At 46.9% G+C, this 14,196-nt stretch carries 15 protein-coding genes, 1 pseudogene and 1 riboswitch; of the genes and pseudogenes, 10 read left to right on the forward strand and 6 right to left on the reverse strand.

The window, feature by feature from the left end; all coding sequences use genetic code 11:
- A pseudogene (locus tag ABY436_RS15395) lies at positions 1 to 220 on the forward strand (U32 family peptidase); the annotation flags it as partial.
- 179 nt (positions 221 to 399) lie between these two features.
- Here ABY436_RS15395 and ABY436_RS15400 read toward each other — a convergent pair.
- The gene (locus tag ABY436_RS15400; RefSeq protein ID WP_372739824.1) at positions 400 to 900 is read right to left on the reverse strand and encodes an SCP2 domain-containing protein; all 501 of its coding nucleotides are present in this window, start codon (positions 898 to 900) and stop codon (positions 400 to 402) included.
- A 476-nt stretch (positions 901 to 1,376) separates the two neighbouring features.
- Here ABY436_RS15400 and ABY436_RS15405 point away from each other — a divergent pair, with 476 nt between their 5' ends.
- The 3 genes from ABY436_RS15405 to pyrC all read left to right on the forward strand — a co-directional run bounded on the left by ABY436_RS15405 (position 1,377) and on the right by pyrC (position 4,650).
- Complete coding sequence (locus tag ABY436_RS15405) at positions 1,377 to 1,586, forward strand: cold-shock protein (RefSeq protein WP_090725851.1); 210 nt, start codon at positions 1,377 to 1,379, stop codon at positions 1,584 to 1,586.
- 257 nt (positions 1,587 to 1,843) lie between these two features.
- Positions 1,844 to 3,430, forward strand: a complete 1,587-nt coding sequence (locus ABY436_RS15410; RefSeq protein ID WP_372739825.1) for an ABC-F family ATPase — start codon at positions 1,844 to 1,846, stop codon at positions 3,428 to 3,430.
- Between the two features lie 179 nt (positions 3,431 to 3,609).
- A complete protein-coding gene (gene pyrC / locus ABY436_RS15415) occupies positions 3,610 to 4,650 on the forward strand; it encodes a dihydroorotase (RefSeq protein ID WP_372739826.1) in 1,041 nt (346 codons plus the stop codon).
- Here the strand turns inward: pyrC and ABY436_RS15420 are convergent.
- The 3 genes from ABY436_RS15420 to thiB all read right to left on the reverse strand — a co-directional run bounded on the left by ABY436_RS15420 (position 4,635) and on the right by thiB (position 7,856).
- A complete protein-coding gene (locus tag ABY436_RS15420) occupies positions 4,635 to 5,258 on the reverse strand; it encodes an ATP-binding cassette domain-containing protein (RefSeq protein ID WP_372739827.1) in 624 nt (207 codons plus the stop codon). The genes pyrC and ABY436_RS15420 overlap by 16 nt on opposite strands.
- Positions 5,251 to 6,882 carry an ABC transporter permease subunit gene (locus tag ABY436_RS15425; protein WP_372739828.1) on the reverse strand — a complete coding sequence of 544 codons (1,632 nt, stop codon included), beginning with the start codon at positions 6,880 to 6,882 and terminating at the stop codon, positions 5,251 to 5,253. Before ABY436_RS15425 ends, ABY436_RS15420 begins: the two co-directional genes overlap by 8 nt.
- Positions 6,882 to 7,856 (reverse strand): thiamine ABC transporter substrate binding subunit, encoded by a 975-nt coding sequence (thiB, locus tag ABY436_RS15430; protein ID WP_372739829.1) that lies wholly within the window; start codon positions 7,854 to 7,856, stop codon positions 6,882 to 6,884. Before thiB ends, ABY436_RS15425 begins: the two co-directional genes overlap by 1 nt.
- Positions 7,852 to 7,983, reverse strand: a riboswitch (TPP riboswitch). Its footprint overlaps the gene before it by 5 nt.
- 46 nt (positions 7,984 to 8,029) lie before the next feature.
- Between thiB and ABY436_RS15435 the strand changes: the two genes are divergently transcribed.
- Positions 8,030 to 8,818 carry a phosphotransferase gene (locus tag ABY436_RS15435; protein ID WP_372739830.1) on the forward strand — a complete coding sequence of 263 codons (789 nt, stop codon included), beginning with the start codon at positions 8,030 to 8,032 and terminating at the stop codon, positions 8,816 to 8,818.
- Positions 8,819 to 8,964: 146 nt separating this feature from the next.
- On the opposite strand, the gene purT is transcribed toward ABY436_RS15435, so the two are convergent.
- Entirely contained in the window at positions 8,965 to 10,146 is a 1,182-nt protein-coding gene (gene purT / locus ABY436_RS15440) for a formate-dependent phosphoribosylglycinamide formyltransferase (RefSeq protein WP_372739837.1), read from the reverse strand.
- Positions 10,147 to 10,521: 375 nt separating this feature from the next.
- Between purT and ABY436_RS15445 the strand changes: the two genes are divergently transcribed.
- The 5 genes from ABY436_RS15445 (at position 10,522) to ABY436_RS15465 (ending at position 13,707) form a co-directional block, all read left to right on the forward strand.
- Positions 10,522 to 11,130, forward strand: coding sequence for a methylthioribulose 1-phosphate dehydratase (locus ABY436_RS15445; RefSeq protein ID WP_372739831.1), 609 nt, complete (start codon positions 10,522 to 10,524; stop codon positions 11,128 to 11,130).
- A gap of 9 nt (positions 11,131 to 11,139) precedes the next feature.
- Complete coding sequence (gene mtnC, locus ABY436_RS15450; protein WP_372739832.1) at positions 11,140 to 11,817, forward strand: acireductone synthase; 678 nt, start codon at positions 11,140 to 11,142, stop codon at positions 11,815 to 11,817.
- Positions 11,818 to 11,996: 179 nt separating this feature from the next.
- Positions 11,997 to 12,542: an acireductone dioxygenase gene (locus ABY436_RS15455; protein ID WP_372739833.1), complete on the forward strand. Its 546-nt coding sequence runs from the start codon at positions 11,997 to 11,999 to the stop codon at positions 12,540 to 12,542.
- An 8-nt stretch (positions 12,543 to 12,550) separates the two neighbouring features.
- On the forward strand, positions 12,551 to 12,961 hold the full coding sequence (locus ABY436_RS15460; RefSeq protein WP_372739834.1) for a phnA protein: 411 nt from the start codon (positions 12,551 to 12,553) through the stop codon (positions 12,959 to 12,961).
- A gap of 80 nt (positions 12,962 to 13,041) precedes the next feature.
- On the forward strand, positions 13,042 to 13,707 hold the full coding sequence (locus ABY436_RS15465) for a hypothetical protein (RefSeq protein ID WP_372739835.1): 666 nt from the start codon (positions 13,042 to 13,044) through the stop codon (positions 13,705 to 13,707).
- A gap of 6 nt (positions 13,708 to 13,713) precedes the next feature.
- Here the strand turns inward: ABY436_RS15465 and ABY436_RS15470 are convergent.
- On the reverse strand, positions 13,714 to 14,196 hold a 483-nt coding region (locus ABY436_RS15470), incomplete at its 5' end, for an EamA family transporter (protein WP_372739836.1).

A 14,196-nucleotide genomic window follows, 5' to 3' on the forward strand; every position in this document is an offset into this window, starting at 1 on the left:
ATCGGGCGAGCACTATAATCTCGAAAATGAGCTACAACGGATGCGTCAAATAGGTGTTAATCTGGTACGCCTGAGTCCGCAGCGAGAAAGAATGGCGGAAGTGATACAGCGTTTTACTGATCGCTTAGATGAGTCTTCATCAGCGATGATTCCTCTGTTAAATCAATCTCAGTGTAATGGGTATTGGTATGGCCAGCCCGGAATGAAATGGCTGGATTAGGCTTCTTAATGGGCTATTTTGCCGGGTCTATTAGCCAACTGACTTGCGTCAGAGTGCTGCATAATAGTCATGGATAGCAGTGCTGGTTAAACATGCTGGCGAATACTGTTAGTTAAGAATATTGGCTGATACTGAAGAGAATACGCTGGGATATTGGCTCAGCTCATTCTCTTGTATCACTAGTTTACAACCCGCTGTACCAGTTGAATGCTGCGTTGGAACAGCGCAGGCATCTCACTCCAGTCAACACCGTCCATTAGGTTTTTTATTGCCAGACTTAGTTCAGTATTACCCTCGATAACTAATCGTCGCTGGAAAAACAACGTGTCAGGATCAACTTCCTGAGAGGCCATCTTTATAAAGTCTGTTGTATCACCTCTGATCCAGGCGTCAGGTTGTTGAGCAGGAAGTACGATCAGTTTTTCGTTCTGGCAGGTAAACGCAACCTGAATGCCTAAGTCTCGTACCTCTAAGCCCAGCTCCTGTCGTTCCAGAAAATAGAACTCATCATCCTGAAGTTGCTCTCTGAACAGGTAGTTCAGAAGCTGCTCTGCTGCTTTTTTTCTGATGGGAAAAGGAAGTTTAGGTTCTGTAAAGCGAATGAATTTTGCAATATTGGCTGTGGGTAGTGATTTTAGCAGCCGAAACGGCGCAAAGTCAGGCAGAGTGAAAGCGGTCATGAGGGGCTCCTTAATCGATGCCTGATAGTAGAGCATCGCTCCCTTTTTCCCATTGATATCTATCAAGTGACAGTGTCCGCTTGTGATCTGTTTCATCGGCCTAATAGCGCGGATGCCATGAAACTATTGCCAATGCTAAGGTCGGGATTTTGCCGCAGGGAGCGATCATCGTGGCTATCGACTTCTTGTGTACACATGAGATTGCGAACGAGCACACTCCGTGAGAGCTATCCAATTGTTTCTTTTAGACATTCACAAACAGCAAACAAATAAAAAAGATGTATAAATAGCTGTTGACAGTGAAAGATAGGGGTATATAATGATCCCAGCTTGAAAGTACGTCCTATATTTATGCATGCCAATTTGATGTTAGATTTTTAAATTTACGTCCTGTTTTCATAAGTAATAGCAAGACTTCCAGCATAACCCGCCTTATTTTAAGGCTTCAATTACTCTTGATTTAACAGGAAATTAATATGTCTAATACAACTACTGGTACTGTAAAATGGTTCAACGAATCTAAAGGTTTTGGCTTTATCGAGCAAGAATCTGGTCCAGACGTTTTCGCTCATTTCAGCGCTATTTCTACTTCAGGCTTCAAAACTCTTGCTGAAGGTCAGAAAGTTCAGTTCACAGTTACTCAGGGTCAGAAAGGTCCTCAGGCTGAGAACATCGTTCCTCTATAAGTAGAGCAGCGAATAGCCAGTCCTTTATGGATTAGGTTATAACTGAGTCCCTGCAGAGGGATGAAAAAGGGTGAAATCTAACGGTTTCGCCCTTTTTTAATGTGTCAGCAAAAATATCACACAAGATAGTCTGCTGTCAGGTTAACCCGTTTCAATGGATTTATGGCATACTATGCGCCATTTTTTCGTCTGCGTTTCGTTTCGTTCGTTTTTACGGCGAAGCCGCTCTTATTAGTTTTTTAATTCGGAATAGAACATTGCTTACAACCGCGAACATCACCATTCAATTTGGCGCCAAGCCGCTTTTCGAAAATATTTCTGTAAAATTTGGCGAAGGTAACCGTTATGGTTTAATCGGTGCCAATGGTTGCGGTAAATCTACCTTTATGAAGATTCTGGGTAATGACCTTGAGCCTTCTTCCGGGACGGTATCAAAAGAGCCTGGCGAACGTATTGGTAAATTGGCGCAGGATCAGTTTGCATACGAAGAGTTCAGTGTCATTGATGCTGTGATTATGGGTCATAAAGAGCTCTGGGACATTAAGTCCGAGCGTGATGCTATCTATGCTAATCCGGATATGAGCGAAGAAGATGGCATGCGTGCCGGCGAACTTGAAGCTGAATTTGCAGAGATGGATGGTTATACCGCAGAGTCTCGCGCAGGCGAGCTGTTGCTGGGGGTCGGTATTCCTATTGAACAGCATTATGGCTTAATGAGTGAAGTCGCACCGGGTTGGAAGTTGCGTGTATTGCTTGCTCAGGTTCTGTTTTCTGAACCGGATATTATGTTGTTGGATGAGCCCACCAACAACTTGGATATCAATACTATCCGCTGGTTAGAAAGCGTATTGAATGAACGTAATTGCACCATGATTATTATCTCGCATGACCGTCACTTTCTGAATAGTGTGTGTACGCATATGGCTGATCTGGATTACGGAACCTTGCGTCTATATCCTGGTTCTTATGATGAATATATGACGGCGGCGACCCAGGCGCGTGAACGTTTGTTATCTGACAATGCGAAGAAAAAAGCACAAATTTCTGATCTGAAAGCCTTTGTCAGCCGCTTCTCAGCGAATGCTTCTAAATCTAAACAAGCGACTTCTCGTGCTAAGCAGATTGATAAAATTCAGTTGGAAGATGTAAAACCATCCAGCCGTCAAAATCCGTTTATCCGCTTCGAACAAAGTAAAAAGCTGCACCGTCTGGCGCTGGAAGTGGAAGGGCTGAAAAAGCGTTTCGATAAAGAACTTTTTTCAGGTCTTAATTTAATGGTTGAGGTAGGTGAGCGTGTTGCCATTATCGGGCCAAACGGCATCGGTAAAACCACACTGCTGAAATGTCTTGTTGGTGATACCGCACCTACCGCTGGTGAGATCAAGTGGTCCGAAAATTCAGATATAGGCTACTATGCTCAGGATCACGCATCTGATTTTAAAGAAGAAAAAACGCTTCTTGAGTGGATGGGTGGCTGGGGTCAGGAAGGCGATGATGAACAAGTGATTCGCGGCACTTTAGGGCGTTTGTTATTTTCTCAGAAAGAGATCGATAAGTCCGTTAAAGTGATATCCGGTGGTGAGCAGGGCCGCATGCTATTCGGTAAGCTGATGCTGACGCGTCCTAATATTATGCTAATGGATGAGCCAACTAACCATTTGGATATGGAGTCGATAGAGTCATTGAACCTGGCACTTGAGAACTATCCTGGAACCTTGGTTTTCGTCAGTCACGACCGTGAATTTGTATCCTCATTGGCAACCCGTATTCTTGAATTAACACCGACAGGTATTGTTGATTTCCGTGGTACGTATGATGATTACCTGCGCAGTCAGGAAGTCTGATCTGTAGCGCTGCACAGGCTGTATCTTGAACCCGCTTCGGCGGGTTTTATTTTGCCTGCTTTTTGCATTAGTAAATCAGTTCGTCAAATCTGAAGCCGCCTGATGAGTCGACTGAATCCACTCTCTTTGAATTCTGCGGTATAATATTAATCCACAAAAAATCGATAAGCAGGTAGGGTATGGCGACATTAACGATACAAACTCCGGATGATTGGCATTTACATCTGCGTGATGGAGATATGCTGGCAGAAACAGTGGCGGCAACCGCGCGATGCTTTCATCGGGCAATTGTGATGCCTAATCTGGTGCCACCGGTTGTCAATGCTGATATGTTGATCGCCTATCGTCAGCGTATTCTTGATGCTCGTCCTGAAGGTAGTGATTTTGAACCGCTGATGACACTGTTTCTGACTAATCAGACATCAGCTGAGGATATTATTGCAGCGAAAGCCGCCGGTGCTGTTGCGGCTAAAATGTACCCTGCAGGCGCTACGACTAATTCGGCGGCGGCTGTCAGTCAGCTGGAAGCCTTATATCCTGTCTTTGAAGTGATGCAGCAGCAGGGCATGTTGCTGCTGGTTCACGGTGAAGTGACGGATCAGCATATCGATATCTTTGATCGGGAAAAAGTATTTATTGATCAGAAGCTAGTGCCTATTGTGGAGCGCTTCCCTGACCTTAAAGTGGTGTTTGAGCACATTACTACTTCTGAAGCCGCTCAGTTTGTATCGCAGGCTTCTGATAAGGTAGCGGCCACTATTACCCCGCAACATCTGTTGTTGAATCGAAATGATCTGTTAGTGGGTGGTGTGCGTCCGCACAACTTCTGTTTGCCGGTATTAAAACGTAATACGCATCAGGCGGCTTTGCGTGATGTCGTGAAATCAGGCTCTGCTAAGTTTTTCTTAGGAACAGACTCGGCGCCGCATGCCAAAGAAGCCAAAGAAAATGCTTGCGGATGTGCGGGTTGTTACAGCGCCTGGAGCGCAATAGAACTGTATGCTCATGTGTTTGAAGAATTAGATGCGCTGGATAAGCTGGAGGGTTTTGCCAGCCATTATGGGGCTGACTTCTATGGTTTACCGCGCAATACGGGCAGTATAACGCTGGTGCGTGAAGACTGGACTATTCCTGCTGAGATTATCCTGCCTAACGGAAAGCCGATTGTGCCTTTCTTTGCCGGTGAAACCGTACATTGGAAAGTTCAGGCGGGTCTCTGATTTGTCAGCGGGTTCAGAATAATCTTGCGGTCTGCAACGCGCTCAACATCTTCATTCTGGTGGGTGACCAGTAATACGGTTTTACCTGCCGATTTTGCTTGTGCTCTTGTCCATAATGCGGCCTTTTCCCGGGTCGCTGGGTCCAGCTCTGCAAAAGGCTCGTCGAGCAACACAATGGGTTCGGGGCGTAACAGTGTGCGAATCAACGCGATGCGCTGGCGTTGTCCGCCAGACAGCGTCGCTGGTTTCTTTGCCAGCTGTTCATCCACCCCTAAGTGTCGTGCCGCATCCATGATGGCCTCGACAGGCGCAGTGGCCGAAAATCCAAGGCATAGATTATCCAATACGCTGATATGCTCAAATAGATTGTGATCCTGGAACAGCATGCTCACCGGGCGTTTTTCTACGGACAGGCTATTGATCGGCTGCTGGTTCCATTTAACCGTCCCTGAATCAGCCATCAGGTATCCGCCGATCAGGTTGAGTAAGGTGGTTTTTCCTACACCGCTGATGCCTTGTATAGCGACGATTTCGCCTGTGTCTATCTGCATCTGATAGCGCAGTGGCCAGTCGTCTAGCGTCAGCTGTAAATTTTCAATGTTAAGCATGGGTATTGCCTTCATATTGAGGCTGGCGGCCTGGTGTTTTATTTTCTATCGGCGTGGGGCGGCTGACTGTGTATTTTTCTAATAGAAACAGGAAAGACGCACATAGTGCTAAGAGAATAAATGAAGCAGTACTGGCTTCAGTGATTCGATAACTGCTGGCATAGCCATAAATTAACCAGGGCAGTGTCGTCCATTCAGGTGTGCCGAAGATAGAAAAAATAGCCACATCCCCCATGGCCAGTACCAGCACTAAGCCTAATGTAGCGAGATAGATCTCTTGAATGAACGGCCATTCAATCTGCCAACGTGTACCCCGTGTCAGTTTTAACGAACGCGCCAGTCGGTTGTACTGTTGATCAAATTGCAGCAGTCGTGGTTTGAGCTTTTGCACGGCAAAGGGGATAACCAGCGCGGTGTTGAGAATCACGACGAAAATAATGCCCCACCTTTCCAGATCTATGCGTGGTAGCAGATAAACAAACAGACCGACAGAAAGTACCATGGCCGGTGCGACCAGAGCATGCGTGGCCATGCTTTCGTAAAGCCACATACGTTTAACGTATCCACCGAGTGCTGCTTGTCTTATGGGTTGCAACAAGGCAAAGGCGACAGCCATGGCGAGAAGCGCGGTGATAACCGCCAGTGCCACACTAATAAGAGCCGAGTGTCCTATAGCTCTTATATCTTTACCTGCGAGTTCGCTATTGAATAATCCGGGAAGCAGGGATAGATAAGGAAGCAATAAAACACACCAGGATAAAGCATAAATGATCATTGCCCGACGTGTTGAGGCCGGATTGTGCTTTGGTCGCCAAAGATATTGATTGGATTCAACACTTTGCCAGGATAGCCCTCCCGCCCGTGTAATCAGCCAATACAGCCCGCCAGCGACAAGTAGCTGTGTCCAGGCCAGCGTCAGAGCTTCAGGAATATTAAAGTCATATTTAAGCGCCTGGTAGATGGCGACTTCTAATGTTGTGGACTGAGGCCCGCCGCCCAGCGCCAGGACCACAGCAAAGCTGTTAAAGCAGAGTACAAAAATAAAACACAGCAACAGCAGACCGCTACTTCGCAGTACCGGCCATTCAATCAAACGAAAGCGCTGTCCTTGATTCAGCTTTAACTGGCTGGCGAGTTTCCAGCTGTTATCAGGAATAGTCTGAAGTTGCAGATAGATAATGCGCACGGCTAACGGCATATTCATGAAAATATGCGCAATCAAAATGCCGGGCAAGCCGTAAAGGTTCCAGCTGCTGTCCATAAAGGTGTTACAAAAACTATCCAGCCAAGGGGTCATAAAACCAGAACGGCCGAGCAATGCGACCAGACCGGTAATAACGATAAGCGTAGGCGTTACGAAACAGAGCAGGCAAAACGTCAGAAATAGCTTTTTAGCGGGCAGGTCAGGAAAAAAGTAAAGCGTGCGAGCGATAGGAATGGCTAAACCAACCGACAGAAGGGCGCTGAGTAATGCCTGTTTAAGTGTGAAACCGAGAATGGAATAAAAGTAACTATCCTGTAATAAGGCAGTATCGAATCCCTCGTCTCCAAAACTGATCAGTCCGTAAAATGAAAGACTGGTTAAGGATAGTATCAGAGGATAGGCGAGCCAGTGTAAACGCATCAATTTGCAGAGGACCGCCATTCACGCAGCCAGACTTTACGCTGCCGAGCAACCTGCTTGGGCGTAAATCCGATTCGTGTTGGTTGAATCAAGTGATCGAAAACCTCAGGCAACTCAATATTGTCGACGACTGGCAGCATCCAGTTAGTGACTGGAATAAGTGTTTGCGCTTGAGGAGAAATCAGAAAACTGAGGAACTCATTCGCCAGTTCAGGATTGTCTGAATATTTAGAGATGGCGGCCACTTCAATCTGGGCTATATGCCCTTCAGAAAACAACGCCGCTTTATATTGTTGTTTCTCTTCCGCTATCACATGGTACGCCGGTGATGTGTTGTAGCTGAGTACGTAGTCGGCATCGTCTTCCAGGAACATGCTATATGCTTCCCACCAGCCTTTAGTCACAGTGACGGTGTGGGTGGAGAGTTGTTTCCATGCTGCTGGTGCCTGGTTACCATAAACGGCTTTAACCCACAGCAGCAGTCCTTGCCCGGGTGTGCTGGTACGTGGGTCCTGATAAATAACGGATGCGTCAGATTCGACCAGCTCTTTTAATGAAGTAACCGGATCTGCTACGTTCTCGGTATTGTAAATGAAGGAGAAAAAACCATAGTCGTAGGGGAGGAAATCCTGATCCTGCCATTGTAACTCTGCTTTTAGTCCGTCCAGCGCTACATTGTGCGGCTGAACCAGAGACTCGCGGCGAGTGACTTCTGTGAGCGAATCATCCAAGCCAAGCAATACATCGGCTTTGGTTTTATCCTTCTCGATGCGCAGGCGATTCAGAATACTGATCCCGTCATCGACCGCAATAAACTCCAGATCACACTGGCATTGCGCTTCAAATGCCGATTCAAGCTGAGGGCCGGGGCCCCACTCAGAAACAAAAGAGTCGTAGGTATAAACAGTCAGATCTGCGGCGTGTGCCGAAGTTGCCAGCATGCAGGCAGCGAGTGGCGAGAATAGCTTTTTCATTTTTTCCTTTATTCTCTGCGCCAGTATTAACTGGATCAGGTTCGACGGGTACACTTACAGTTAAGAGAAAGTTAAGAGTAAGCTAAGTCTAAGTAAGACAATCAGGCCAACGCCCCGATAACAAACGTTAATATAACATATCTCTAACCTCCCGCTAATGACCAGGGTGACTTTTGAAACACAACCCGTTGCTTGAAAATGTAAATATGCAATTGTCTGCAGACGTGCAATGGCAGCTTTTGCAGCATAGCGGCACAACTAATCAACTGTATAGCGGGTGCTATCAGGACCAGTCGGTTATATTGCGCCTGAACACTGAACAACAGGTGCTGGGTGTGTGCCGGCAGCGAGAGGAAAAAGTCCTTCATCTTATCGACGCTAAAGCATGGGCGCCTGATGTTGTGCAGCAGCAGATGCCAGATCAGCATCAGCCGGGCTGGTTGCTAATGAAGCGCTATGCCGCACTGGGTGACGCGCCCATAGGCGATCTGCATGACCAGATCTTAAACTGCATTTTTGAATGTCAGCAGATAAAAGACCTGCCGCTGTGTGATTATTCAGCGTTATGGAATGCATATCAGCAAAAAATTGATGAACTGGGTAAGGCATCGCAGGCGCAGATGTTACTCGATTCTATCCGCGCGCTAATGTTTGAGCTCAAGGATACCGCCGGGGTTGACGCTTGCCTGGTGCATCATGACTTACATAAAGGCAATTTACTCAGCAGTGCCGGGCAACTGGTTGTTATTGATTGGGAATACGCCGGGCTGGGTTCCCCTTGGCTGGATGCGGCAGCATTGGTGACAGAGTTTTCAACACCATTACAGGCAGTGGAGGCATTACCTGCTTTCAGACATATTGATGTAAAAACGTTTGATCACGCAATCAAGATCGCACAACGGATTAATCAGCAGCTAAACCGGCTCTGGTACGCGTTAGGTACTGATATAACTGTGCCTTAACACACTCCTTTGATCAGGCTCGATTGGGTACGTGAGCAGAAGTGATTTTTAGGTTGTTGAGTGCTCGCCGTGCATAAACAGCACAGGCCGCTTAGTTGTAGTAGCCTAATTAGGCTAACTTAACCTGTACTGTTATCGCTCGTTGTTTACAGCGTAATCTTTATTTTGCTGGCCGCGTTTTTGGCAATGCTAACGGCATTTTCAGCGGAGTCAGATCTTGCTAATACAACTCCCATCCGACGCTGTCCGGATACTTCCGGTTTGCCGAACAAGCGTAATTGAGTGTCCGGTGTCGCTAATACTTCTTCCAGGCCGCTAAATCGGGTATCTTTTGATTCGCCTTCAACCAGAATGACGCTGGATGCGCTCGGGCCATGGAAGTGAATATTGGGTATCGGTAAGCCAAGGATGGCGCGGGCATGCAGCGCAAATTGGGACAGATCCTGAGAGATCATTGTAACCATGCCGGTGTCGTGTGGCCGTGGTGAGACTTCACTGAACAGAACGCTGTCACCTTTTACAAACAGTTCAACGCCGAAAATACCGCGCCCACCTAATGCGTCAGTAACTTTGGATGCTGCGTCCTTGGCTGCCTCAAGTGCTGTAGACGACATCGCCTGTGGTTGCCATGATTGGCGATAGTCTCCATCGACCTGAACATGACCAATCGGTTCGCAGAAAGAAGTGCCGCTGCTGTGGCGAACGGTGAGCAAAGTGATTTCATAATCAAAATCAACAAAGCCTTCAACAATAACCTTGCCTTGTCCGGCGCGTCCACCTTCCTGTGCATAGACCCAGGCTTTTTCGATATCGGCTTCGGTTTTTACGGTGCTCTGGCCTTTGCCGGATGAACTCATGATCGGTTTAACCACACAAGGCAAACCGATAGCGGCAACCGCTGTATGGTATTCCTCAAGCGTTGCCGCAAAACGGTATGGCGAGGTGGTTAGTGCTAATGTTTCGCCAGCCAGACGGCGAATGCCTTCGCGGTTCATCGTCAGGCGTGCGGCGTTGGCGGTAGGGATAACGGTAAAGCCTTCTGCTTCAAGCGCTACCAGTGTCTCGGTGGCTATCGCTTCAATTTCGGGGACGATCAGGTCCGGTTTTTCCTGTTCAATCACTGCGCGTAACGCGGCACCGTCCAGCATGGATATAACATGGCTGCGGTGGGCTACCTGCATAGCGGGGGTATTCGGGTAGCGATCTACCACAATCACCTCGACTCCTAAGCGTTGCAGTTCAATAACGACTTCTTTGCCAAGTTCACCGCCGCCGCACATTAAAACGCGGGTGGAATGAGAAGCAAGAGGGGTGCCAATAGTCACCATGAGCGCGGTATCCTTAATTGAAATTAATTCACGCATTATACGATATCTCTGGAAAAATCAGATCTATCACTTTATAAAAATTTAGCTATACTCAAATCAGTTACTCAAAAACTAAAAAAGGAGATATAGCTGTTTCACTTAAGTAGTTACATGAAATTCCTTTTGCCTTAGGGCTATATAGCCGGAATCATTTCGGTTTAGATGGGGCGGTCTGACTGACGGCCCCTTTCTCGTTCTGGCTTCTCCCGTTTCTAAGTGTTATCACTATCACTGTCACTATAAATAGCCTCAAAATATCTCTCGTTTTACTTCGATAATCCTGCAGCTTCTCGTAAACTAGGCACTTTCTTATCATCAAGAGATGGCAAACGACGGATGTCTGACTTATTGACACACTCTATTGTGGAAGCTGGGCGCTGGATTGATGCCCAGGGCTGGTGTCCTGCTACCGGTGGAAACTTCTCGGCGCGTATTGATAACGCATCGGCTTGGGTAACGGCATCGGGCCGCCATAAAGGTGAGTTAACACCTTATGACCTGCTTAAAGTGAATCTTAAAGGGCAGCCTATAGACTCTGTGCTAAAGCCTTCTGCTGAAACACTGTTGCATACCGCGCTGTATGCTCTGGATGAGAATATTGGTGCAGTGCTGCACACGCATTCTGTTGCATCAACAGTGTTGTCCCGTCTGGAAGCATCGGACTCTCTGTTGTTGAGTGGTTATGAGATGCAGAAGTCCTTATCGGGTAATCAAACGCATAACACCACGATTTCAATCCACGTGTTTGAAAATACACAGGATATGCAGGTGCTGGCGGATCAGTTGAAAGAGGTATGGACAGTCACGCCGCTTCAATGGGGTTTTTTAGTTCGCGGTCATGGTTTATATGCCTGGGGGCGGGATATGTCCGAGGCCAGAAGACACCTTGAAGGGCTGGAGTTCCTGTTTGCCTGCGAGCGCGACATGATGTTGTTAAATAGATAAGGCAATAAGATGACAATAAAAGCAATTCTGACCGATATTGAAGGCACGACCACTGATATCCGTTTTGTACATGATGTGCTGTTTCCTTATGCGCGTCAGCAGTTACCTGCGTTTGTTCAGCAGCGTTGGGACGAGCCCGTTGTGCAAGAGATTATGCAGCAAGCGCGTTTGGAGTTGGATTCAGCTGATGCAGATCAGCAAACACTGATTCAGGCCTTTATCAACTGGATTGATCAGGATAAAAAGGTAACTGCTTTAAAAACACTGCAGGGGTTGATCTGGGTCGAAGGTTATAAGAGTGGTGATTTTACCGGGCATTTATATCAGGATGCCTACGAATTACTTAAAAAGTGGCACGCACAGGGTATTGAGTTAAGTATTTTTTCATCAGGTTCGGTTAAGGCTCAGCAGCTACTGTTTAGTCATAGCGATTTTGGTGATCTTACTCCCTTATTCAGTCACTACTTCGATACAACCACCGGCCACAAAAGAGAAAAGGCAGCCTACGTTGCGATTGCAGATGCATTGCAGCAGTTACCTGAAAATATCCTCTTTTTGTCGGATATCGTCGAAGAGTTGGATGCGGCACAATCGGCGGGAATGAAAACGTGTTTGTTGGCGCGAGATAAGATGCCGGAGAGTGCGACACATGATGTAGTCAGTACATTTGAATCCATTAAATTGTGAAAGTATTATTCAGGTGATTTGAATCAGGGTTCTAGATCACGAGGTCTGAATCAGGACGTCTCTGACAAAAGAACTGTGTCAGATCCACTTTTAATGAGCAACAGACAACATAGACTGTCGGGGTTGGCTGGTCGAAGATCAGTGTTAAGTCCGGCAGCCTGCCAGGCTGGGAGTAAGTAATGAGTGCAATAACCGTATATCAAGACCACGATGCTCGTCTGCCGATACTGCATAGTGAAGAGGGTGATGTTATCAAAAGCATCCTGGGAGGGGTCGGTATTCGTTTTGAGCGCTGGATGATCGATTGTCCGATAACGCCGGAAATGTCTCATGCAGAAATTATGCAGGCTTATGATCAGGAAATTAATAAGCTGGTAGGGCTAGAAGGCTACAAAACGGTTGATATCGCCGCGATGACACCTGATAATCCGCAAAAGGACGAGTTCCGTAAAAAGTTTCTGAATGAGCATACCCATTCAGAAGATGAAGTACGCTTCTTTGTTGCTGGTGAAGGTATGTTCTACCTTCATATCGACGATAAAGTTTATATGATCCATTGTTGTAAAGATGACCTGCTGTCTGTTCCGGATCAGACTAAGCACTGGTTTGATATGGGCCCTGAACCACATTTTACCGCGATACGCTTTTTTAATAACCCCGATGGCTGGGTCGCTGATTTTACCGGTGATGATATTGCCACGCATTTTCCGCTATTTGATGAGTAAGGAATACTATGTCAAAAGGACGTGATAAACACCAGGAGCGCCACCATGGCCTTTCCATGTTTGGTAAAGATCTGGTGCGTCGTTGTGGTGCACATTGTGAGTTGTGTAATGCCAGTGGTAAATCACTGAGTATTTTTGAAGTGCCTCCAGTTGCTGTGGAGCCCTCTTATGAGCATTGCTTAATGGTATGCGAAACCTGCAAAGAGCAGGTTGAGCGACCTAAACGCCTTGATGCTAATCATTGGCGTTGTTTAGGTACGACCATGTGGAGTGAGGTGACGGCGGCTAAGGTTACGGCGATTGTTATCCTTAATCACCTGGCCAAAAAAGAGCCATGGGCACAGGAGCTGCTGGAACAAGCCTACCTTCAGCCTGAAGAAACAGAATGGATCGCCCAGTGGACGCTCGGGGCTAAATAAGTAGATATTGATACAGCCTGTGTTCACTGTAAGCGCTGTATTGTACCTTTATGGTAACAATGAAAAATACAGGCGTACTTATGGGCAATGACACTCAGCCGGCAGCAGATCAAAAGAAACGGCTTCCGCTTTTCTTAACCGTCTTTCTGGCTGTTTTTTTAGCGATTGTACTCGGTGGGTTATTTGTTAAGTGGGTGTATTTTCCATCATCATTCAGCCCGGTGACCCTTTCTTCTGACGAGCAGAAAGAACTCAATAAAAAGCTGACTTTTTTTGGTATTCAGGACGAAGAGGCGGCATCTCATGATCCTTCTGAGCCGTTAAAGCCTGAAGCGTATTCAGAACAGAACGCAAAGCGTGAAGTCCTGTTCTCCGAAAAAGAGTTGAACAGCCTGATCGCTAAAAATCCGGATCTGGCTAGCCGCTTTGCTATCGAGCTTTCGGATAACCTCGCCAGTGCTAAGTTGCTGATTCCTGTTGATCCGGATTTTCCGATACTGGGCGGCGAAACCATCAGAATTAATGCGGGTATAGATGTCGCTTTCACTAATAACCGTCCGAGTATCAGGCTTCGGGGGATTAGTCTGTGGGGTGTGCCTTTACCAAACGCCTGGATGGGTAATTTAAAAAATATCGATCTGGTTGATGAGTATGGTGGTGAAGAGGGTTTCTGGAAGAACTTTGCCGCAGGTATTGCCTACCTCAAAGTGACTGATGATCAGTTGGTTGTAAAGTTAAACGAATAACAACATTTATGCCAGACGGCGCATGACCTGATGCCCGAACACATTAATCAGTAAGCCGCCCATAATCAGTAAAATACCAACTACCTGGATCATGCTCAGGGTTTCTTCTAATATCAGCCAGGCAACCACGAGTCCGATCACAGGCACCAGTAGTGTTAATGGGGCTACTTGTGATGCGGGATACTGTTTAAGCAGATGTGCCCACGTGCTGTAGCCAAAAATGGTGGCAATGGCAGCGAGGTAAAAAACGCTGGCGATCGATTTGAGGCCGACATTCTGCAGGCTGGATAGTATCAACTCAGGCCCTTCAACACCGTAAGATAGCAGCAAAAAGGGGATGGGTGGAATCAGCGCGCTCCAGACAACTAAGCCCATCAGGTTCACATTTCCCAATTGGCCGATCTTGCGGTTAATGATATTTCCCATACCCCAGCTAGCCGCTGCAGCAATGGTTAAGGTAAAGCCGATAAAGGTCATTTTGCTGGCGGG

It is taken from the genome of Neptunomonas sp. (assembly GCF_041601355.1).
GTDB lineage: Bacteria > Pseudomonadota > Gammaproteobacteria > Pseudomonadales > Balneatricaceae > Neptunomonas.

Bases quoted from the DNA above. Each gene is read 5' to 3' on its own strand.
- ABY436_RS15405 (WP_090725851.1), top strand. From the start codon at position 1,377: ATGTCTAATACAACTACTGGTACTGTAAAATGGTTCAACGAATCTAAA.
- ABY436_RS15425 (WP_372739828.1), bottom strand. From the start codon at position 6,882: ATGCGTTTACACTGGCTCGCCTATCCTCTGATACTATCCTTAACCAGT.
- ABY436_RS15420 (WP_372739827.1), bottom strand. From the start codon at position 5,258: ATGCTTAACATTGAAAATTTACAGCTGACGCTAGACGACTGGCCACTG.
- thiB (WP_372739829.1), bottom strand. From the start codon at position 7,856: ATGAAAAAGCTATTCTCGCCACTCGCTGCCTGCATGCTGGCAACTTCG.
- mtnC (WP_372739832.1), top strand. From the start codon at position 11,140: ATGACAATAAAAGCAATTCTGACCGATATTGAAGGCACGACCACTGAT.
- ABY436_RS15445 (WP_372739831.1), top strand. From the start codon at position 10,522: ATGTCTGACTTATTGACACACTCTATTGTGGAAGCTGGGCGCTGGATT.
- ABY436_RS15460 (WP_372739834.1), top strand. From the start codon at position 12,551: ATGTCAAAAGGACGTGATAAACACCAGGAGCGCCACCATGGCCTTTCC.
- purT (WP_372739837.1), bottom strand. From the start codon at position 10,146: ATGGTGACTATTGGCACCCCTCTTGCTTCTCATTCCACCCGCGTTTTA.
- ABY436_RS15400 (WP_372739824.1), bottom strand. From the start codon at position 900: ATGACCGCTTTCACTCTGCCTGACTTTGCGCCGTTTCGGCTGCTAAAA.
- ABY436_RS15455 (WP_372739833.1), top strand. From the start codon at position 11,997: ATGAGTGCAATAACCGTATATCAAGACCACGATGCTCGTCTGCCGATA.
- pyrC (WP_372739826.1), top strand. From the start codon at position 3,610: ATGGCGACATTAACGATACAAACTCCGGATGATTGGCATTTACATCTG.
- ABY436_RS15465 (WP_372739835.1), top strand. From the start codon at position 13,042: ATGGGCAATGACACTCAGCCGGCAGCAGATCAAAAGAAACGGCTTCCG.